22 protein-coding genes are annotated in these 19,843 nt (G+C 38.9%); 16 read left to right on the top strand and 6 right to left on the bottom strand.

Annotated features, from left to right (window positions below):
* Positions 1-115 precede the first annotated feature (115 nt).
* The 3 genes from IEV17_RS06575 to IEV17_RS06565 all read left to right on the top strand — a co-directional run bounded on the left by IEV17_RS06575 (position 116) and on the right by IEV17_RS06565 (position 2,372).
* Entirely contained in the window at positions 116-382 is a 267-nt protein-coding gene (locus IEV17_RS06575; protein ID WP_004661607.1) for a DNA-binding protein, read from the top strand.
* A 540-nt stretch (positions 383-922) separates the two neighbouring features.
* Positions 923-1,480, top strand: coding sequence for a 1-acyl-sn-glycerol-3-phosphate acyltransferase (locus IEV17_RS06570; RefSeq protein ID WP_004661604.1), 558 nt, complete (start codon positions 923-925; stop codon positions 1,478-1,480).
* Between the two features lie 142 nt (positions 1,481-1,622).
* Complete coding sequence (locus IEV17_RS06565; RefSeq protein ID WP_004661603.1) at positions 1,623-2,372, top strand: YebC/PmpR family DNA-binding transcriptional regulator; 750 nt, start codon at positions 1,623-1,625, stop codon at positions 2,370-2,372.
* Between the two features lie 43 nt (positions 2,373-2,415).
* Here IEV17_RS06565 and IEV17_RS06560 read toward each other — a convergent pair whose 3' ends face one another.
* Both IEV17_RS06560 and IEV17_RS06555 read right to left on the bottom strand, forming a co-directional pair.
* On the bottom strand, positions 2,416-2,886 hold the full coding sequence (locus IEV17_RS06560; RefSeq protein ID WP_004661600.1) for an Lrp/AsnC family transcriptional regulator: 471 nt from the start codon (positions 2,884-2,886) through the stop codon (positions 2,416-2,418).
* Positions 2,887-3,342: 456 nt separating this feature from the next.
* On the bottom strand, positions 3,343-4,113 hold the full coding sequence (locus tag IEV17_RS06555; RefSeq protein WP_004661598.1) for a glutathione S-transferase family protein: 771 nt from the start codon (positions 4,111-4,113) through the stop codon (positions 3,343-3,345).
* 358 nt (positions 4,114-4,471) lie between these two features.
* Between IEV17_RS06555 and IEV17_RS06550 the strand changes: the two genes are divergently transcribed.
* The 8 genes from IEV17_RS06550 to IEV17_RS06515 all read left to right on the top strand — a co-directional run bounded on the left by IEV17_RS06550 (position 4,472) and on the right by IEV17_RS06515 (position 12,973).
* Positions 4,472-5,683, top strand: a complete 1,212-nt coding sequence (locus IEV17_RS06550) for an SfnB family sulfur acquisition oxidoreductase (protein WP_004661596.1) — start codon at positions 4,472-4,474, stop codon at positions 5,681-5,683.
* A gap of 10 nt (positions 5,684-5,693) precedes the next feature.
* On the top strand, positions 5,694-6,917 hold the full coding sequence (locus IEV17_RS06545; RefSeq protein WP_004661595.1) for an SfnB family sulfur acquisition oxidoreductase: 1,224 nt from the start codon (positions 5,694-5,696) through the stop codon (positions 6,915-6,917).
* Positions 6,917-8,329 carry an LLM class flavin-dependent oxidoreductase gene (locus IEV17_RS06540; RefSeq protein ID WP_004661593.1) on the top strand — a complete coding sequence of 471 codons (1,413 nt, stop codon included), beginning with the start codon at positions 6,917-6,919 and terminating at the stop codon, positions 8,327-8,329. The genes IEV17_RS06545 and IEV17_RS06540 overlap by 1 nt, the downstream gene beginning before the upstream one ends.
* 35 nt (positions 8,330-8,364) lie before the next feature.
* A complete protein-coding gene (locus tag IEV17_RS06535; RefSeq protein WP_004661592.1) occupies positions 8,365-9,195 on the top strand; it encodes a MetQ/NlpA family ABC transporter substrate-binding protein in 831 nt (276 codons plus the stop codon).
* Positions 9,196-9,206: 11 nt separating this feature from the next.
* Positions 9,207-10,277 (top strand): methionine ABC transporter ATP-binding protein, encoded by a 1,071-nt coding sequence (locus tag IEV17_RS06530; RefSeq protein ID WP_004661590.1) that lies wholly within the window; start codon positions 9,207-9,209, stop codon positions 10,275-10,277.
* Positions 10,258-10,917 carry a methionine ABC transporter permease gene (locus IEV17_RS06525; RefSeq protein ID WP_004661589.1) on the top strand — a complete coding sequence of 220 codons (660 nt, stop codon included), beginning with the start codon at positions 10,258-10,260 and terminating at the stop codon, positions 10,915-10,917. The genes IEV17_RS06530 and IEV17_RS06525 overlap by 20 nt, the downstream gene beginning before the upstream one ends.
* Positions 10,918-11,016: 99 nt before the next feature.
* Complete coding sequence (ychF, locus tag IEV17_RS06520) at positions 11,017-12,108, top strand: redox-regulated ATPase YchF (RefSeq protein ID WP_004661588.1); 1,092 nt, start codon at positions 11,017-11,019, stop codon at positions 12,106-12,108.
* A gap of 19 nt (positions 12,109-12,127) precedes the next feature.
* Complete coding sequence (locus IEV17_RS06515) at positions 12,128-12,973, top strand: GGDEF domain-containing protein (RefSeq protein WP_004661587.1); 846 nt, start codon at positions 12,128-12,130, stop codon at positions 12,971-12,973.
* Here IEV17_RS06515 and IEV17_RS06510 read toward each other — a convergent pair.
* Entirely contained in the window at positions 12,966-13,871 is a 906-nt protein-coding gene (locus IEV17_RS06510) for a GlxA family transcriptional regulator (protein ID WP_004661586.1), read from the bottom strand. The genes IEV17_RS06515 and IEV17_RS06510 overlap by 8 nt on opposite strands.
* Before the next feature lie 147 nt (positions 13,872-14,018).
* Between IEV17_RS06510 and IEV17_RS06505 the strand changes: the two genes are divergently transcribed.
* Complete coding sequence (locus tag IEV17_RS06505) at positions 14,019-14,807, top strand: alpha/beta fold hydrolase (protein WP_004661584.1); 789 nt, start codon at positions 14,019-14,021, stop codon at positions 14,805-14,807.
* A 28-nt stretch (positions 14,808-14,835) separates the two neighbouring features.
* Here IEV17_RS06505 and IEV17_RS06500 read toward each other — a convergent pair whose 3' ends face one another.
* Together IEV17_RS06500 and IEV17_RS06495 are read right to left on the bottom strand one after the other, a co-directional pair.
* On the bottom strand, positions 14,836-15,411 hold the full coding sequence (locus IEV17_RS06500; protein WP_004661582.1) for a hypothetical protein: 576 nt from the start codon (positions 15,409-15,411) through the stop codon (positions 14,836-14,838).
* A 132-nt stretch (positions 15,412-15,543) separates the two neighbouring features.
* Positions 15,544-16,077 carry an Mpo1 family 2-hydroxy fatty acid dioxygenase gene (locus IEV17_RS06495; protein WP_004661581.1) on the bottom strand — a complete coding sequence of 178 codons (534 nt, stop codon included), beginning with the start codon at positions 16,075-16,077 and terminating at the stop codon, positions 15,544-15,546.
* Between the two features lie 106 nt (positions 16,078-16,183).
* On the opposite strand from IEV17_RS06495, the gene IEV17_RS06490 reads away from it, so the two are divergent.
* Together IEV17_RS06490 and IEV17_RS06485 are read left to right on the top strand one after the other, a co-directional pair.
* Positions 16,184-16,888 (top strand): Crp/Fnr family transcriptional regulator, encoded by a 705-nt coding sequence (locus IEV17_RS06490; protein WP_004661578.1) that lies wholly within the window; start codon positions 16,184-16,186, stop codon positions 16,886-16,888.
* A 211-nt stretch (positions 16,889-17,099) separates the two neighbouring features.
* Positions 17,100-17,384: a hypothetical protein gene (locus IEV17_RS06485; protein WP_034601257.1), complete on the top strand. Its 285-nt coding sequence runs from the start codon at positions 17,100-17,102 to the stop codon at positions 17,382-17,384.
* 55 nt (positions 17,385-17,439) lie between these two features.
* Here the strand turns inward: IEV17_RS06485 and IEV17_RS06480 are convergent, their stop codons facing one another.
* Positions 17,440-17,904 (bottom strand): hypothetical protein, encoded by a 465-nt coding sequence (locus tag IEV17_RS06480; protein WP_034601254.1) that lies wholly within the window; start codon positions 17,902-17,904, stop codon positions 17,440-17,442.
* A 194-nt stretch (positions 17,905-18,098) separates the two neighbouring features.
* Here IEV17_RS06480 and IEV17_RS06475 point away from each other — a divergent pair, with 194 nt between their 5' ends.
* Together IEV17_RS06475 and purT are read left to right on the top strand one after the other, a co-directional pair.
* Positions 18,099-18,488, top strand: coding sequence for a tautomerase family protein (locus tag IEV17_RS06475; RefSeq protein ID WP_004661573.1), 390 nt, complete (start codon positions 18,099-18,101; stop codon positions 18,486-18,488).
* A gap of 120 nt (positions 18,489-18,608) precedes the next feature.
* The gene (gene purT / locus IEV17_RS06470; protein ID WP_171062433.1) at positions 18,609-19,826 is read left to right on the top strand and encodes a formate-dependent phosphoribosylglycinamide formyltransferase; all 1,218 of its coding nucleotides are present in this window, start codon (positions 18,609-18,611) and stop codon (positions 19,824-19,826) included.
* Positions 19,827-19,843: the final 17 nt, after the last annotated feature.

The raw sequence follows: 19,843 nt of genomic DNA, 5'->3' as shown, positions 1-19,843 counted from the left end.
AACACTGACAGTGTTCGGGGGCAACATGACTCATATTTATGACAACGTGAATGAGTCGGAAGTGACAGATCTGGTGGCCAATGCCAAGTTTAAAGAATCGATTTGGAGAAGTTAAATGTCACGCTTAACTAAATTAGATCGTATGTCACCAGAAGAAAAAACAGCCGAATCGAACCGCTTTTGGGCAGCTAATGATTCAGCTCAATTTCCACCTGAGACGGTTGCGATTGTGCTAGGTCTATCTTTATCTTGGTTGCAGAACAAAAGGACCAATGGTGGTGGTATCCCCTTTTTCAAACCCAATGGACGAAAGATCATCTATTACTTGAAAGCAGATGTGATTGATTACATTAATAAGAATAAGCTTAAACATACGGCGTAAAGGGGTTTTATACCCCTTTAAATTTATATCATGAATAGACTTTTCGAGTAGACCGTGAGTAGACCCGAAAAGTAGACTCAGAGTAGACTTTAGAAAGATTGCGATAGATTGTTAAATGTTGCGAAAAGTAGTAAATAAGGATAATAGTGCAATTAAAACAGTGATTTAAGAGTGGATTTTGTTGCAAAAAGTGGTGAGGTGTTGCTATAAATTTTATTAGATTTTTTAATTATGAGTCCGCTGCTCTAACCAACTGAACTATAGGCCCTAAACTTAAATCATATTTTGTGTATGATTAATTAATGCTGCTTGATCTTAGTCAAATTTAACTTAAATTACAAGCAGATGATTTTATCAATTTACTGAAAATAATGTTAAAAATCATAAACTTCGCTGATTCTATATGATCTTTACGGCTTGAGTAAAGATCATATAGCACTATTTTGATCATTAATAAGACATCTAAATTTATTTTGATCTGGTATTTTCGGATATGTATTTTTCTGAAAAGTCGTATTACACTGCTGCGACTCAAAGCCTATGATGATAACCATGAAAAAATTTTTAGGAAAATCTATTTTTAAAGCAACAGGTTGGCAATACAATGTTAATCCAAAACTTCTAGAAAAAAAACAAGTTATTATTGGATTCGAGCATACATCAAACCTAGATACCATCCTTTCTCTGGCTTTATTTGAAATTTTAGAATTAAAAATACATACACTGATAAAAAAAGAACTATTCAAAGGTCCTCTCAAGCCTATTTTAGAAAAACTTGGTGGTATTCCTGTTGATCGCAAAGCCAATAAAGATATAGTGACTCAAATGGTTGATCTATTTAATCAAAATGATAATTTTAATTTGGTTATAGCCCCTGAAGCGACACGAGCAAAAGATGGTGAAGCACGAAAACCCATTCGCACTGGTTTTTGGCATATTGCAAAAGCAGCCAATGTACCCATCATCTTGATGTATGCAAATGCTCGAACCAAACAAGGTGGCATTTTAGGTAAAATTCACCCTACTGATCTGCAACAAGATTTAGAAAAAATCAAAGAACTATATGCCGAATATAATATTGATGTAAAAATTAACTAAATCGTCTGAACCATCTGATCATTTTTTGATGCTTAATCAAAATTTTAAATTTTGAATATGCGCTATGGCAGTTTTCAAGAAAACTATCGCTATGCTAATATTCACGCACTTTTTTGAGTTTTAATTTTTTGGAGTTACTTCCATGGCGGGTCATTCTAAATGGGCCAATATTAAGCATCGTAAAGCTAAACAAGATGCAAGTCGCGGTAAAGTTTTTACCAAATATATCCGTGAAATCGTAACCGCTTCTAGATTGGGCGGCCCAGATGCGGCGAGTAACCCTCGTTTACGTGCTGTTGTTGAAAAAGCACTTTCAGTGAATATGACACGCGACACGATTAATCGTGCAATTCAACGTGGCGCTGGCGGTGATGATAATGATGATTTAAAAGAAGTAACCTATGAAGGTTATGGCGTTGGTGGTGTTGCGGTTATCGTTGAAACCATGACAGACAACTTAAACCGTACTGTTCCAGATGTTCGCCACTGTTTCTCTAAAACCAATGGTAACTTGGGAACCAACGGTTCGGTGGCTTACCTGTTCACAAAACGTGGCGAAATTTCTTTTGAAGATGTTTCTTTAGAAGACAAAATCATGGAAGTTGCTTTAGAGGCAGGTGCTGATGACATCGAAATTGATGAAGATAGCATCTTAGTCATTACTAGCCCAGAAAGCTTTGGTGATGTTCAAGATGCACTTACCGCGGCAGGATTAAAATCTGACAATGCTGAAGTTGTGATGAGCCCATCGACTAAAGCTGAAATCAATGATATTGATCAAGCCAAACAAATCATGAAAATGATTGATATGCTTGAAGATCTTGATGATGTTCAAAACGTTTATACCAATGTTGAATTCTCTGAAGATGTATTAACGCAACTTGATGCTTAATTCATTCAGATCAGTAAAAAATGCATCTTTTTAGATGCATTTTTTATAACTTATTTAACAGTTTATAGCAGTTAAATACATTGTATTCTTTGATCACGAAACTAGAATGTAGTGCAACTACGCTGTCAATTTTACCAATACGGCGTAATAGAATTTCGCTATAGTCATCCATATTACGAGCCACCAATTCCAAAATAAAATCGGCGCTCTGCCCTGTCACTAAAAAGGCATTGGTGACTTCTGGAATATCTTCAATTTCTTGCAGGAATTTATCAAAGGTTTCACTGTCATGTTTACTCAAAGAAACCTGTAAAAGAATATGTAAGCTAAAGCCGAGCTTATTAAAATTAATTTCTCGTTTGAGCTGTCCCATTACTTGGGATTCAATCAGGTTTTTAATGCGGCGATGCACCGAACTCACTGAAAGATTAATACGCTCTGAAAGCTCATTTAGATTGACATCTTCATGGGTCAAAATTTCAAGAATTTGTTTATCAAAACGATCCAATTCCATTCTACAGTTCTCACTCTGAATTTATGCTTCTATCGGAACTGCTCACTCAGTAATTTTTAAGGGTCAAGGGAAAACATTCGTTTAACTTTTGACGATGCTGCATGGATAACGCAAACATGATTCCGATAAACTTTTGGTTTATCTTTGTCTCAAAGCCGAAACAAGACCTTTTGAGCAACTGTTCAACTCATCTCCCAATAATGAACAACTCGTTTCGATCCCTATCACACCCTGAAACATAAGATAGCAAAGCCTTTTTATAATTATTTCCCTCTTTTCAGTTTTTTTAAAGTAAATTTGGCAATAATTTCTAATATTTTCTGCTTAAAACGAATTTTCTTTTAATAATTAATTTTATTCACCGATAATTTTTTACTTTATTGACTATTTTGCTCTTTTCTTTCTCATAAAAAAGCCCCGATTACTTTCAATCAGGGCTTTGTCCATCAACAAATCTTATAAACCGCGCCAATCAACCCGTGCATTACGTTCAGTCGCATAAATACGCTGTACATATTGTCCAAGCGGTAAATCTAATAGGTAGTCATGATATTCCTTTAATTCACCCGTGAATTGTTCAATATCATCATTTTCCAATTCCCACGGCGTACCTTTAATCACGAGTAAAGGCGCAAGAATTGAACAAACTGCTATATCAGCTAAACCTAGACGATCGCCAACCAAATAACGCCCTTGATTATCAATCAGGCGCTGATTGAGGTCAGTAATCAACTCGGTCATTCTCAATTTAGATTTTGCGACTTTCTCAGGATTTAACTTATAGTTTGAAGAAACCAAACTCTTTAAAATTGGTTTAGAAATTTTTTCAAACTGGCGTAAATAACCTTGCTCACCCATCATAATTTCGAGTGGATGATCGCCAACAGATAACGCTTGCGCCAATGACCAACGTCGGACATGCACACCCAGCTCACCCGATAATTTATCAATTTCTAAAGCTTGCTCGCGTAACTGTTCATCACGTCTCAATAATGCATGTTCAGGATAAGTACTATCAAGATATAAAGCGATTTGTGTTGAATCAGCAACCCAGCGTTTATCATCTTTCAACATCGGCAATAGATATTGCCCAGATTTGAGATAGGTAAATGCGCGGTGAAAACCGGGAATTAAATTATGTGCCACATAGTCCAATTCCTTATGATCTAACAACCAGCGAGCTTTTTCACAATAATGAGACAAAGGAAATTGGTATAAAACCCGCATAAATTCTCCAAATTTATTTTTCTACTCGATCAAACCTAAGGTTTGCTCTACTTTAGAAGTAAAAGCTAATCAATACAATGTCCTTTTTGCTCGATCATTTTTAATTTTGGCAAAGTTTCTTTATCAATATTCGTGGTGAGAATATTCCTTTCTTTCATAGAAAAGAGCTTTTTATACTCATCAATAAACTTTCAATCTACATAAACTATTGTTTTATATTTAGATTAGATATGATTTTTTTTGTTATTTTTCTCATAAAAAATGCTTAGAAATTATTGTGATATACAAGGCATAACTACTAATTTAATGGAAAAGTAAAATTTTTATAAAGTATTTCTTAGCTATTCGAGGTACTCACATGTCCAGTAAACCATCAGCCATTAGAACTCAAATACAACTGATTTCAAATGATCAGCAGGCCATTAATGCTGCCTATCAAGTTGCTGACTTTGCATTAGAAGAACGAAATAAACGAGACCAAAATCGTATTTTGCCAATCGAACAAATCCATCAGTTCAGTCAAAAAGGCTTAGGCGGTATTCGTATTCCAAAACAATATGGCGGTACTTTTGTCTCCAATAAGACCTTGGCCCATGTATTTCGTATTTTAACTAAAGCCGATGCCAATGTCGGACAAATTCCACAAAATCAATTCGGCCTTTTAAATTTTATTAATATCACAGGTTCAGATGCGCAAAAGCAGTTTATCTATACTGAAATTTTAGCAGGCAAACGTATCGCCAATGGTGGACCTGAAAAAAATTCTAAGGATACCAAAGCCATTCAAACCACGTTAAGGTTAGAAAATGGGCAATACTTTTTAAATGGAGAAAAGTTTTACTCGACTGGGACCAGCTTTGCAGATTGGTTAGCGATCCGCGCACTACATCCTGAAGGTTATACCGTATTGGTAATCGTTGATCGTCATGCCGAAGGCGTGGAAGTGATTAATGACTGGAATGGCTTTGGGCAACGTACTACAGCCAGTGGCACAGTTAAATTAAACAATGTTGAAGTTGATCCTGCACTATTTTTTGATGAGCGCATTATTGCCGATACTCCCAATGTGCGCGGTGCGTATTCTCAGCTCTTACAAGTCGCCATTGATGTCGGTATTGCCGAAGCAGCCTTTGATGACAGCTTATCCAGCATTCGTAAAGCACGTCCCATTATTGATGCAGGTGTAGAAAAAGCCAGTGAAGAGCATTACACCCTACAAGAAGTTGGCAAACTCAATATCCTGCTCGATGCTGCCATTTTATTGCTGGATGATGCTGCCGAATATCTGGATGAACTTGATCAAATCGCTGAGATTTCTGCCGAGCAAGCCGCGCGCGCTTCTATTTTAGTAGCAGAAGCAAAAATTTATGCCAATGATGCTGCCCTGCATATCTCAGAGAAGCTACTCGAACTTGGTGGCAGCCGTGCCAGCCTGAGCCAACATAATCTTGATCAACACTGGCGCAATGCCCGTGTACATACCTTACATGATCCTGTGCGTTGGAAATTCCATGCCATCGGTAACTATTACCTCAATGGTACGCACCCTGCCCGCCATGCTTGGATTTAAGGAGTAAATCATGACCTCATACCAAGAATTACAAGGTTTTGCCAAAACCCATATTAAAGCAGCCCATATTATCCAAAGCGATGCCGAAGCATTGGACATTGCCACGCAACTGAGTCAGCAGTTTAAGCAAGCAGCGGTTGAACGTGATGCCAATCGAAACCTACCGTTTACTGAAATCGAAAGCTATAGCCAGTCTGGTTTATGGGCGATTACCGTACCTAAACAGTATGGCGGTGCAGAGGTTTCCAGCCTCACCGTTGCCAAAGTCATTGCGCTGTTTAGCGGTGCGGATGGTTCGATTGGGCAAATTCCACAAAATCACTTCTATGCATTGGAAGTATTACGCAATACTGGTACGGAAGCGCAAAAAAAACGTCTTTATCAAGAGGTTTTACATGGTGCACGCTTTGGTAATGCACTGGCTGAATTTAAAACGCGTACTTCAGCCCATAAGCAAACAACATTGATTCCAAATGAGAAAGGCTATCTGATTCAAGGAGAAAAGTTTTATTGCACGGGTAGCTTGTTTGCACATCGTATTCCTACTTTAGTGGTTGATGAAACGGGCAATGAGTTTCTGGCTTTTGTACAACTCGACAGCCAAGGCTTAGAACTGATTGATGACTGGTCTGGTTTTGGGCAACGCACCACGGGCAGCGGTACAGTTAAGTTTAATCAGGTCTTTGTTGCCAAAGAGGATGTCATTCCTTTTGATACTGCATTCAAGCAGTTGTCTTTGGTCGGACCATTTGCACAAATCATGCATGCTGCGATTGAAGTTGGGATTGCCCGTGCCGCATTTGAGGAAACACTACAACGCGTGCGTGTGGCTCGCCCTTGGATTGATGCCAATATTGAATCAGCAACTCAAGATCCATTAACTCTGTCTGAATTGGGGCGCGTGGCAACTGATGTTAAAGCCAGTGAGCTACTACTCAAACAAGCAGCTCAATCAGTTGATATCGCTAAACAGGAACTCAATGCAGAGAACTTAGCCAAAGCCTCAATTGATGTCGCCAAAGTTCGTGCGCATAGTACGGAAACTGCATTAAAAGCATCATCAAAACTCATTGAATTGGCTGGCAGCCGTGGCAGTCAACGTGCAGATGGTCTCGATCGTCATTGGCGTAATGCACGAGTACATACTTTGCACGATGCCGCACGCTGGAAATATTACTTTATTGGCAATTATGTCCTGAACGGTATCTTACCACCACGCCGAGGGACGCTGTGATGAGTCAAAATCTCCCGAAGAAAATTTTACTGAATGCTTTTGATATGAACTGTGTTGGTCATATCAATCACGGTTTATGGACCCATCCGCGTGATCAATCACATCGCTTTAATGAGCTGAATTATTGGACTGAATTGGCACAAACCTTAGAACAAGGCTTGTTTGATGGTTTATTTTTAGCTGATATTACGGGCGTTTATGATGTCTATCAAAATGGTATCGATCTGACCTTAAAAGAGTCGATCCAGTTACCAAGTCATGATCCTTCTACCTTGATTTCGGCCATGGCCTTGGTAACACAGAATTTAAGCTTTGGCGTGACCGTCAATCTAAGCTATGAACAGCCCTACCAATTTGCACGCCGTTTTGCCAGTCTTGATCATTTAACCCGAGGTCGTCTCGGTTGGAATATTGTCACAGGTTATCTGGATAGTGCCGAACGCCTGATTGGACAAAAAGGCTTAAAAGATCATGATGCGCGTTATGATCAGGCCGAGGAGTTTCTACAGCTTTGCTATCAATATTGGGAAGGTTCTTGGGAAAATGATGCCTTAAAGAAAGATAAGCAACAGCGTATTTTTACTGATCCAAACAAAGTCCACTCAATCAATCATCAAGGCCAGTATTACCAAAGCCAAGGTGTATTTCAGGTGGCGCCGTCGGTACAACGCACTCCAACTTTATTTCAGGCAGGTGCTTCGCCGAAGGGATTACAGTTCGCCACACGTCATGCAGAATGTATTTTTATTGGCGATGATCAACCTGAAAAGATTCGTCAGCAAGTCAATAAAATACGGCAACAGGCTACACAACAAGGTCGTGATGCACATGGCATTAAGATCTTTGTCGGGATTACCGTTATTGTGGCTGAAACACATGAACTTGCCCAGCAAAAGCTGGCTGAATATCGCCAGTATGCCAGCCCTGAAGCAGGTTTAGCCCATTATGCCAGTTCAGTCGGTATTGACCTTGCCAAGTTTGCTGACGATGAAGCGATTCCCTATCAAAAGAGCAACAGCATTGCTTCTGTCAATGAAAAATTTAAAGAACAGCGTATCAGTAAAAATGACCTGAAAGCCCAACATGTTCTCGGTGGACGTTATCCTCTCATCGTCGGCAGTGGTACTGAAGTTGCTGAATATCTGATTGAGCTGCTTGATCAGACAGGCATTGATGGTTTTAACCTGACCCGTACCGTTGCCCCTGAATCACATCATGATTTTATTCGATTGGTGATTCCGGAGTTACAACAACGTGGACGTTATAAAACTGAATATGCAACAGGTTCACTGCGTAACAAACTGTTTGCTCAAGGCGATCATTTAGCCGCAAGCCATCCTGCCGATCAGTTCCGATGTAGAACGCATAACAACACAGATGATCTAAAAAGAATTGAAGAAATTAGTGCTTAGCACTTACACGTTTAAGAATAGAATTGGAGAAATAAATGGCTCAAACTGCCTCAAAAAAATGGTTAGGTATTGGCCTTGTCGTTGTTATCGCAATTATCGCGTTATTCATTTGGAATAAACAAAGACACAATAACAGCAGTGAACTGGTGATTGGGATTAGTCCGTCTTTTGCACATCCGTTACAAGTCGCTGCGGATGAAGCCAAACAACAGGGGTTAAATGTCAAATTGGTGGAGTTTTCCGATTGGAATACGCCGAACATTACGCTAAATCATGGTGATATTGATGCCAACTTTTTCCAGCATCAGCCCTTCTTGGACAATGCCATTAAAGAAACTGGCTTTAAATTAAAATCATTTGCGGCAGGTGCAGCATCGCATGTCGGACTGTATTCAAAAAAATATAAAAGCTTTGAAGAACTACCAAATGGTGCAACGGTTGCCATTCCGAATGATCCTGTCAATCAAGGTCGTGCTTTATTGTTACTGCAACAAGCCAAGCTGATTGAACTTAAAGACAGCAATAATCACCTTTCTTCATTGAAAGACATTACGGCAAATCCGAAGAACCTGAAATTTACCGAAGTTGAAGGCCCACAAACTGCTCGTGCCATTGATGATGTTGATCTGGCGTTTGGCTATCCACATTATCTACGTTTAGCCAAAACAGCTGATCCTGAAAGTGCTTTATTGTTTGATGACAATACCAATAAACGTTATGCGATTTTATTTGTGGTGCGTGATGACTATCAGGATAAAGACAGCAAACTACAGAAGTTTGTCGAAATTTATCAAAACTCACCGAAAGTCAAAGCAGCCTTGGATAGTGATTTTGGTCCAACGTTGTGGTTCCCAGGCTGGAAATAAGGAGAACGATGATGGTGAGTTTTGGTGCACAAGTCGATTTTTCAGTCCCGCATCTGAAAATCCGTGGTTTAAATAAGTTTTATGAGGTACAGGGCCAACGCTTACATGCATTAAAAGACATTAATGTGGATATTCCTAAAGCACAGATTGTCGGGATTATCGGAAAAAGTGGTGCAGGTAAATCCTCCCTGCTGCGTACATTAAATGGTCTGGAGTCGATTGATACAGGCAGTATTTTGATTCATCAGCAAAATATTGCTGAACTCAGCCATGTCGAGTTGATTAAAACTCGGCAAAAAATTGGCATGATTTTTCAGCATTTTAATCTGATGTCTGCAAAAACCGTATGGGAAAATGTGGCGCTACCGCTACGTATTGCTGGTTATGACAAGACTGAAATTGAGCAGCGGGTCAGTGATGTACTGACGCTGGTGGGATTAGAAGCAAAGCGAAATGATTACCCGGCTCAACTTTCTGGTGGGCAGAAACAACGTGTAGGAATCGCACGTGCCTTGATTTCTCAGCCTGAAATCCTGCTCTGTGATGAAGCAACTTCCGCACTGGATCCTGAAAGTACCGCCAATATTCTGTCGCTATTAAAACAAATCAATCAGGACCTCGGTTTAACCATTGTCTTGATCACCCATGAGATGCAAGTCATTCAAGAAATTTGTGATCAGGTGATCGTGATTGATCATGGTGAGATTATCGAGTCTGGGCAAGTCTGGTCGGTATTTTCCGATCCGCAACAACAGATCACTCAGGAATTACTCAATTTTGGACAAGTGAATTTACCTTTTGAGTTGAGCCAAACCATTCTGCCTCAGAGCACCCATCAGATTTTAAAATTGAAATATATCAGTGAATCGAAATCGGTGCCCGATTTACATGGACTATTGGATGGCTTTAATAGTCCAGTTCAGGTGTATTACAGTCAAATTGATAGCATTCAGCAGCGTACCATAGGCTCATTAATCATCGGGATTCGCAATCTCGACTTTGATCTAAACCACTCACAATCTGAAAAACATCCTGCAATAACACAACTTGAGGTGATCGGTTATGTACAATCAACTCATTGATCTGTTACTCACTGGTACGACCGATACTTTAATCATGGTTGGTGTCTCTGCGATTCTCGCCTTTTTGATTGGTCTGCCGATTGCCTTGATTCTGGTCAGTACCGCAGATTTTGGGATTTACCCATCCAAGAAAATCAATCAATCATTAGGCTGGGTGATTAATATTACCCGTTCTGTACCCTTCCTGATTTTAATGGTGGCTCTGATTCCATTTACCCGATGGATCGTCGGTACCAGTTACGGCGTCTTGGCTGCGATTGTACCGTTGACCATCGCCGCGATTCCGTTCTTCGCCCGTATTGCCGAAGTCAGCCTACGTGAAGTCGATCAAGGGTTGATTGAAGCAGCGCAAGCCATAGGCTGTAATCGTAAACAGATTCTTTGGCATGTGTTACTCCCTGAAGCCTTGCCAGGTATTGTCGCAGGTTTTACCGTGACCATTGTGACCATGATCAGTTCCTCTGCCATTGCAGGTGCAATTGGTGCAGGTGGTTTGGGCGATATTGCTTACCGTTACGGCTATCAACGTTTTGATATGCAAGTCATGCTGGCGGTAATTTTAGTGCTGATTGTTTTGGTGATGTTGGTACAAGTCACAGGCGATAATATTGCCAAACAACTGGATAAACGCAAAGTTTAAGTCCGAAATAAAAATCCGCACGCGCCATGACCTGACTTTGTCATGGCTTTCATGTAAAATCAGCAGCAATTTTTAAATAACACATTTGTGAGTGGTTTCATGGGTTTTAATTGCGGTATTGTTGGTCTGCCAAACGTAGGTAAATCTACATTATTTAATGCATTAACAAAGGCAGCGATTGCGGCTGAAAACTTTCCGTTCTGTACCATTGAACCGAATACAGGGATTGTTCCTGTTCCAGATCCACGCCTAGATAAACTTACAGCAATTGTTAAACCGCAACGTGTAATTCCGACTACAATGGAGTTCGTTGATATCGCAGGTCTAGTTGCGGGTGCATCAAAAGGTGAAGGTTTGGGTAACCAATTCCTTGCCAACATCCGTGAAACTGATGCAATTGCACACGTAGTACGTTGTTTTGAAGATGAAAACGTGATTCACGTAAATGGTAAAATTGATCCATTAGATGACATCGCAACTATTAACACTGAACTTGCTCTTGCTGATCTTGATACTGTTGCAAAAGCATTATTACGCTTAACTAAAGCAGCAAAAGGTGGTGACAAAGATGCCATTGCAACTAAAGCAGCTTTAGAGAAAATTCAACCATTATTAGATGAAGGCAAACCAGCACGTGCCGCTGACCTTTCTGATGACGAACGTAAAGCGGTACGCGGTTTTGGTTTAATGACACTTAAACCAACTATGTATATTGCTAACGTTGCAGAAGATGGTTTTGAAAATAATCCACATCTTGACGCAGTAAAAAAACTTGCTGCTGAAGAAAATGCGATTGTTGTACCACTTTGTAACCAAATCGAAGCTGAAATTTCATTATTAGAAGATGAAGACCGCGCTGAATTCTTGGAAGCGATGGGTATGGAAGAACCTGGCTTAAACGTGGTAATTCGTGCAGGTTATAGCTTACTTGGCTTACAGACTTACTTCACTGCGGGCGTACAAGAAGTTCGTGCTTGGACGGTTAAAGTCGGTGCGACTGCGCCACAAGCAGCTGGTGTGATTCATACCGATTTCGAAAAAGGCTTTATCCGTGCTGAATGTGTTGCTTATGATGACTTCATTCAATACAACGGAGAAAGCGGTGCCAAAGAAGCAGGTAAATGGCGTCTAGAAGGTAAAACTTACGTCGTTCAAGACGGTGACGTATTACACTTCCGCTTTAACGTATAATTATTCGCATTAAGGCGCTATGGAAAGAACCTTAGAACGATTATTCGCTCATAATCCAGCAATACGACGGTTATTAATTATACTTATTACCACCGTGCTTGGGATAATTGACTTGGTAACAGGTTATGAATATTCGTTCTCTGTGTTTTACCTACTGCCTGTATCAATTGCAGCATGGTACGACCATGCTAAAGTTACCGTAGTTACAATTTTACTATCAGCAATTACATGGTTATTTGCTGATATTAATGCAGGTCATCTGTATTCAAACCCTATCATTCCCTTTTGGAATACGATCGTTCGTCTAGGTTTGTTCTCAATCGTTGCTTTCTTGCTCATAAATGTTAGAAGAAACTGGCAAGAAATGAAAAATTTAGCAATGAAAGATCAGCTCACCTCTCTCGATAATAGCCGTGCTCTCGATATTGAATATCGTATTTTGCGTAAATTAAACTTTCGTAAACAGTCGCTGTTTGCCGTTGGAATTATTGATCTCGACGGTTTTAAAGCAGTGAATGATACTCATGGACATCATCGTGGTGACGAAGTTTTATTGCAATTTTCACAAGTTCTAAAAAAATCATGTCGTTCTTCAGACATTGTTGCCCGTTTAGGTGGTGATGAATTTGCAATTATTTTATTAGATATTGATGAAACTCAAGCATATCTTTGTGATCATCACTTGCGAACATTATTTGCAGAAAGTGGCTTAAATCAAAAATATGGCGTCGACTTTAGTATGGGTTTAGCCATTTTATCTGAATTACCAGAAAACCTTGAAGATGCAACCAAGACTGCAGATCAGCTCATGTATCAATCAAAATCTTTAGGCAAATCACAAACCACAATTCAATCATTTATTTGACCCATTGCGTCGGTGTACAAGCTGTGACTTTTTTAAATATTCGAATAAAAAAACTTACATTTTCATAGCCCACTTCATAAGCAATTTGCTGAATATTCATATCTGTGGTTAATAATAACTTCTTGGCTTTATCAACTCTCACCTGTTGCAAATATTGATTGGGTGAGATCTGCGTCGCCAATTGAAAACGCCGTTTTAAATTTCGTTCACTAAAGTTAAATTGCTGAGCTAAATCGGCAATCCTGTTTTCCGCAGCACAATGTTCATCTAGCCAATCTTGTACTTGCAATACGGCTTCATCACAATGATTACGATACATCGGTAATACAGGATTTAGTAATTGCGGTGAGGTCATCAATAAATGGCTTGCACACAATTGTGCAAAATAATCCCCTTTATGCTGTGCAATAATGCCAAGTAAAGCATCAAATGTACCCATTAATGTCCCTGTACTATAGATCGATCCTGCGTGTAGATAATTTCGATTTTTAGTAAATGAACAGCTTGGAAATAAAGCATTCAGCTCACGAATAAAAGCCCAATGTGTTGCTAACAGTATGTGATCAGCAAGTTTAGTTGCTGCAATAAAATAAACACCCGTTGTAACCGCTAAAATAGCAATCTCGTGTTGTATTAAACTTCTAATCCACAACACTAAATCATGGCTTTGTAATGTTAATGTTGCTAACTGCTTGCCCTCAAAACTAGGAATAATCACCAAATCATAAATGCGATCTAGCATGATATGCCCATCTACATCGATCTGTGTTCCACTTGCACTCTGCTTCGCTAATCCGTCGATACTTAGAATTTCAACTTGGTAGGTTGCAACCTGACCCTGTCGCGCTTCCAACAAAGCAACGACATGAAAAAAATCTTTAATCATCATAAGGCTCATTGCCCAACATCCGTCATAAGCAACAATTGCAACTCTTTTCACTTTGATATGGCACGATCAGACTATTAGTCGTCATGATTATATCTATATCACACAATGGTTTTTAACTATTCTGATATTCAATTTATACATTTGGATTATGTTGTCATGCAACACTGTGAAACAGTTAAAAAAATCATCTCAACCCGACAGGGCAATCTCTTTGTAAAAATATGGCAGCCACAACAAACCGAGCTAAGCAAACAAATTCCGATTTTATTGTTCCATGACTCTTTAGGCTGCGTGCAGTTATGGCGCGACTTTCCTCAACAACTTTGCACCGAAACCCATCGCATGATTATTGCCTATGACCGTCGCGGCTTTGGTCAATCTGACGCAAGCGACGTTCAACTCTCTACCGATTTTATCCAACAAGAAGCTCTTGTTGCTGCTGAACTTTTAGATCAGCTTGGAATTTCACAAGTGATTGCGCTAGGTCATAGTGTTGGTGGTGGCATGGCGGTCAGCTTTGCATCACAATATCCATTCAAATGCGTTGCAGTGATTACGGAAGCAGCTCAGGCATATATTGAACAAAAGACCTTAGATGCCGTTTCTGCTGCAAAACAGATGTTCCAACAGCCTGAACAATTGCAAAAACTGAAAAAATATCATGCAGAAAAAGCACAATGGGTTTTGGATGCTTGGACTGAAACATGGCTTTCACCTGCATTTCGCAATTGGACTTTGGACAATGACCTCAAAGCCTTACAAACAAAATTGCTCGTCATTCATGGCCACAATGATGAATATGGCAGCTTAGCGCAACCTGAACGATTAGCTAAAGATGCGGATGCAGAATTACATTTGATTGAAGCGTGTGGGCATGTTCCTCATCGAGAAAAACCTCAACTGATTGTTCAAATCATCAAGGAATTTGTTGCAATCTACGCCTAAAATGACATAAAAAATCGATCATCCCATCTTACTGATTTTTTATTAATTTCTGTAATTGTTTGGTCACATGCTCTCTTGCCTTCTTCTGTTTAAAAATCGTCGGGATATGCAACAAAAAGAAGGAATGGCGATATTTTTTATGATCACGTAAATCTTCTTTTAAATAATCATAGAGATCTATCGCCGCTTCACGATGAAATGCCCATAGCGCTTGTTGTCTATACATCACCACATAATAGGCATCATTCGGCCAATTCAGTTCATGTTTTTGACGACAATCACAAGATTCACACACCACTCCGCCTTTATTCATTGAAGAATAAGGCACAGACCATTTTTGTACATCATAGGTCTCAGGTAAATCGCGAATCTGCTGAAGATCAACCGATAAATTGGGGTAGTAAAAAGCAGCATTCCAATAACCACCACAACTATCCTGAAAACGCTGATATTCAAAATCTGGATGTTGCTGAAAATAATCGATGTCTTTTTTGAGCTGAATCTTAGCAAATCGAGCAAATTCAAAACTCGCTTTGCGCTGACATGATGGACATTTAATGTTTAACTTGTGCGGTAATGACCAATATTCGTAAAGTCCTGTCATTAGCTTTTAAATATAAATCTTGGGTTAAAGACCATTAAGCATAACAAGCTGATCGCATATTTTAAATGATCTATTTATTGCAATAAAAAAACCGAAATCTAATGATCTCGGCTCTTTTAAAATTATCTGGGCTTAAGATGCAGTTTGGACTTTCATATCCATCGCGGCACGTTTGCTTTCAGCTTCTTTCAAAATACGTTGATGTAATGGTTTACGGAAACCTAGTAAAAATACGAACTCAGCTAAAACGAACAATGGGCCAATTGCCAAACCAATCAGATCATCAACAAATGCTGGTTTTTTCTTTTCAAAATAATGTCCTACAAACTGAAAAACCCAGCCTACAACAAAAATACCAACACTTGCACCTAACCAACTCCACATGGATAAAGCCGCAACTTTTAAAGCTAGAGGATAAGCCAATACCAATAAGATCAGCATCAATGCACCAAACAACTTATCAAGTGTAAGATAATAAATACTACTTAAAAGAATCAGTATCATAGCTAAGGTTATAGAGAAACCAGAGATTTCAATACCTGCTCGTGAAGTTAAACATAAGATAGAGAAAACGATTAAAGGAATGCCTACAAAATGAGTCATAATATTATTTCGATCTAAATGGTAAGCAGCATACTGACTGAGTTGTCGTTCCAAATTTGTCATTGCTCATTCCTCATATATTTAGTTTATGCTGTTAATCTATAAGAAATGAGTATGTGAAATTGTCATATAGCTGACAAATGGATTTATTTTTAACAAAGGAAATGTTGTGTTAGATGCAATTTATATTAAACATTTACATCAAAATGCTTGGTTCAGTCACCTAGATTTACCATTTCAAAACTTCATCATCGAGCATGGAAAAAAATATAGCATAGAAAAAAATGCTGCCGTATTTCATGCTCAAGACCTTTTTGATGGTGTTTATGGTGTACTTGAAGGATCGATTAGTTTGGGATACATCGATGTGAATGGGAATGAAGCGATTGCTGCAATTGCTGAACCCATCATGTGGTTTGGAGAAATTTCTCTTATTGACCAGCAACCACGCTCTCATGATGCTATTGCATTAAAGAAAAGTGTCGTTTTACAAATTCCAGCACAACCACTTAAAGCATTTCTACTCCAAAATCCCTATTACTGGTATTACTTTGCTTTGCTTACCAGTCAAAAACTCCGTTATGTCTTTTTAGAACAAATTGCAATTCAGACTCAAAGTATCAGCCAGCGTCTTGCACAACGTTTATTATTTATTCTTGAAGGCTATGGCAATCGCTCTTGTATCCAGGATTTCAATATTCAAATTTCACAAGATCAACTTGCTAATATGCTAACAATCTCAAGACAAACCGTTAATCAAGAATTAAATCTATTTGAAAAACAAGGAATCATACAACTTGGTTTTAAAAAAATTGAGGTGATTGATATTGAAAAGTTAAAGAAAGTCGCTGCTGTCGGTTATCTAAAGCAATAAAGTGTTACGGCGATAGTATGATCTTATTTAGAAAATTAGATCATCTATTATGCAATATCCACTTAATCTTAAACATAAATTAAAAGATAAACTCTCGCTATAAAACACTACGCTTCCATTTAAATTATTCACAAAATCATTCTGCTTTGTTGTTAAAAACTCGTCTAAATTAATCCTAAGCACTATCGCTTACCTGATTCAGATGACAATTATGAAAAAAGTCGCAACAATTCTAACAGCAGGCTTATTCACCGTATTAAGCGCAAGTGCATTTGCCTGCCCGAAAGGAACTCAATTACAGGGTGGCACAGGACCAAATCATAAAGGTGGCAAGTGCGTAGCAGCAAATGTCGTAAAAACCAAAAAAGAAACCACGAAAGCAAAAGATACAATGAAACATGACACCATGAAAATGTCATCGGATACTAAAAAAGCAGCAACGACATCAACCACACAAATCAAGCAGGAAGCCGCAAAAACAGGAAAAACGTCATAACCTGAAACTCATGATAGCTTTAACCAGCTGAAGCGAGATTTATCATCTCGCTTTTTTATTTAGGTGAGGTATTGCCTAAAGCTGGATTATCAATTGCATCTTTACACTGTGCCTTGTCTCGTTCGTAGTCCGCTTGCTTTTGCGTTGACGAACTCACATTATCTTTAACATCTCTTGCCCAAGTATCCAGACTGGTCAATGCTTTACGGCATAGCGCATATTTTCCTTCAGTCACAGAATCAGTCATTTTGACATTAATTCGCCAATCGGTACTGAGTTGTCGTAATGGTTTTCTGACCTTATCTTCGATCTCAGTAGATTGTTTATTGTAGACAATTGGATCAATTTCATTAATCAGCTTCCAAGCAGCTTGTGCGTAACTTGTTGCATCATTATTAAGTTTAGGTGCTGCTTTAATTTCCACTTTTTTTTCTGGCTGATTGCTTGAATGATCACATGCAGTCAATAAAAGGCTGCTAAACAACATTATTGTCGCTACATGAGTTTTTGTATTAAACATATCAAATCGCCAATGGAACATTTGCGCATTATGCTAGTCAATTCAGCAACAATACTCAATCGTTGTTACTTATTTATCCCATAGAACAATCTACGTTCTAAAGAATTGATTTAATGCCAATATCATTTAAAGTGGTGAAATAAAAATATCATGTGAATCAAAATTTCTAATCTTAATTTTGGAATAACTTATTTATGTCTCAAATCAAAATTTATGCACTACATCAAACGATTCAACAGTTTAGAAGTCAATTGTCAGATGCTATTCACCAAGCACTGGTCACAAGCCTCGATTATCCTGTAGAAAAAAAGTTTCAGCGCTTTATTGCTTTAGCCCCAGAAGATTTTATATATCCAAATGATCGCAGTGAACAATATTTGATTATTGAAATTTCAATGTTTGAAGGGCGAACAATTTCGGCAAAAAAACAATTCATTCAATCAATTTTTTCTAATATTCAGCAGCAATGTGGTATTTCCCCACAAGATATTGAAATTACAATTTTTGAAACCCCAAAATCAAATTGGGGAATCCGTGGTCAAAATGCAGATGACTTACGACTTAACTATCAAGTCAATGTCTAAACAGATCAACACGATGATAAGTCATATTTTTTGTCTAACAAAACCTTGTTTTTTTGTATCAGGCAAGCTTAATTCATCAAAAAGTTCTGCTATGCTTAACCACAAATTACTCAGGATAGGATTACACGCATGAGCGTCACTCTTGGAACTCCACTTCAATCTTCTGCATTTAAGGTTTTACTGTTAGGTTCTGGGGAGCTAGGTAAAGAGGTTGTGATTTCTTTACAACGCTTAGGTGTCGAAGTTCATGCCGCAGATCGTTATGATCATGCACCAGCCATGCAAGTTGCACATTTTTCTTATACATTGAATATGGCTGATCCAACCGAATTAAAACAATTAATTGAAAAAATTCAACCCAATTTGATTGTTCCTGAAATTGAAGCGATTGCAACTGAAGTGCTCGTAGAAATTGAACAAAGCCAAACAGCAACGGTTATTCCTTCAGCTAAAGCAGTCAATCTCACAATGAACCGCGAAGGAATTCGTCGTTTAGCTGCTGAAGAACTCGGTCTACCAACATCTGCTTATCGCTTTGCCAGTACTTTAGAAAGTTTCCGCGCGGCATGTGATGACATCGGTTATCCGAACTTTGTAAAGCCAGTGATGTCCTCATCAGGTAAAGGTCAGTCTCGCGTTAAAAGCTTTGATGAAGTTGATGCCGCTTGGGAATATGCGATGCAAGGCGGTCGTGTTAATCAAGGTACAGTGATTATCGAATCACAAATTGATTTTGATTTTGAAATCACCTTATTAACAGTTCGTGCAAAAAATCCTAAGACTGGCGAAATCGAAACCCACTTCTGTGATCCGATTGGACACCGTCAAGATGCGGGTGACTATGTCGAAAGCTGGCAACCTCAACCAATGACTGCTGCTGCCTTACAAGAAGCTAAACGTATCGCACACAAAGCAACAACTGCATTAGGTGGCTGTGGTATCTTTGGTGTAGAGCTATTTATCAAAGGCGATAAAGTTTGGTTCAGCGAAGTTTCCCCTCGCCCACATGATACGGGTCTCGTAACTTTAGCTTCTCAATACCAAAGCGAATTTGAATTGCATGCGCGTGCTATTTTAGGTTTACCTGTTAATACAGCTCGCCATAGTACTGCGGCAAGTGCCGTAATTTATGCAGGTGTAGATGCAAATAACCTCAGCTTTGATGGCTTGAATCTTGCTTTAGCCAATCCGAATACTGACTTACGTTTATTTGGTAAACCTGAAGGTTTTAAGCGTCGCCGTATGGGAGTTGCAACAGCACGCGCTGAAACAACAGACCAAGCACGTGAATTAGCGCAACAAGCTGCTGACCAAGTGAGCGTACACACAAACTCTTAACTTAAATTGAGTAGACC

Origin of the sequence: Acinetobacter modestus (assembly GCF_014636095.1) — a bacterium.
In the GTDB taxonomy this organism is placed as follows: domain Bacteria; phylum Pseudomonadota; class Gammaproteobacteria; order Pseudomonadales; family Moraxellaceae; genus Acinetobacter; species Acinetobacter modestus.
The sequence above is the reverse complement of the archived record's forward strand: the minus strand, read 5'-3'. Positions and strand labels throughout refer to the sequence as shown.

Coding starts and splice junctions, on each gene's coding strand:
- IEV17_RS06575 (WP_004661607.1), top strand. CDS start 116: ATGTCACGCTTAACTAAATTAGATCGTATGTCACCAGAAGAAAAAACA.
- IEV17_RS06555 (WP_004661598.1), bottom strand. CDS start 4,113: ATGCGGGTTTTATACCAATTTCCTTTGTCTCATTATTGTGAAAAAGCT.
- ychF (WP_004661588.1), top strand. CDS start 11,017: ATGGGTTTTAATTGCGGTATTGTTGGTCTGCCAAACGTAGGTAAATCT.
- IEV17_RS06545 (WP_004661595.1), top strand. CDS start 5,694: ATGACCTCATACCAAGAATTACAAGGTTTTGCCAAAACCCATATTAAA.
- IEV17_RS06570 (WP_004661604.1), top strand. CDS start 923: ATGATGATAACCATGAAAAAATTTTTAGGAAAATCTATTTTTAAAGCA.
- IEV17_RS06500 (WP_004661582.1), bottom strand. CDS start 15,411: ATGACAGGACTTTACGAATATTGGTCATTACCGCACAAGTTAAACATT.
- IEV17_RS06505 (WP_004661584.1), top strand. CDS start 14,019: ATGCAACACTGTGAAACAGTTAAAAAAATCATCTCAACCCGACAGGGC.
- IEV17_RS06530 (WP_004661590.1), top strand. CDS start 9,207: ATGGTGAGTTTTGGTGCACAAGTCGATTTTTCAGTCCCGCATCTGAAA.
- IEV17_RS06495 (WP_004661581.1), bottom strand. CDS start 16,077: ATGACAAATTTGGAACGACAACTCAGTCAGTATGCTGCTTACCATTTA.
- IEV17_RS06535 (WP_004661592.1), top strand. CDS start 8,365: ATGGCTCAAACTGCCTCAAAAAAATGGTTAGGTATTGGCCTTGTCGTT.
- IEV17_RS06485 (WP_034601257.1), top strand. CDS start 17,100: ATGAAAAAAGTCGCAACAATTCTAACAGCAGGCTTATTCACCGTATTA.
- IEV17_RS06515 (WP_004661587.1), top strand. CDS start 12,128: ATGGAAAGAACCTTAGAACGATTATTCGCTCATAATCCAGCAATACGA.
- IEV17_RS06550 (WP_004661596.1), top strand. CDS start 4,472: ATGTCCAGTAAACCATCAGCCATTAGAACTCAAATACAACTGATTTCA.
- IEV17_RS06560 (WP_004661600.1), bottom strand. CDS start 2,886: ATGGAATTGGATCGTTTTGATAAACAAATTCTTGAAATTTTGACCCAT.
- IEV17_RS06510 (WP_004661586.1), bottom strand. CDS start 13,871: ATGAGCCTTATGATGATTAAAGATTTTTTTCATGTCGTTGCTTTGTTG.
- IEV17_RS06525 (WP_004661589.1), top strand. CDS start 10,258: ATGTACAATCAACTCATTGATCTGTTACTCACTGGTACGACCGATACT.
- IEV17_RS06475 (WP_004661573.1), top strand. CDS start 18,099: ATGTCTCAAATCAAAATTTATGCACTACATCAAACGATTCAACAGTTT.
- IEV17_RS06480 (WP_034601254.1), bottom strand. CDS start 17,904: ATGTTTAATACAAAAACTCATGTAGCGACAATAATGTTGTTTAGCAGC.
- IEV17_RS06540 (WP_004661593.1), top strand. CDS start 6,917: ATGAGTCAAAATCTCCCGAAGAAAATTTTACTGAATGCTTTTGATATG.
- IEV17_RS06565 (WP_004661603.1), top strand. CDS start 1,623: ATGGCGGGTCATTCTAAATGGGCCAATATTAAGCATCGTAAAGCTAAA.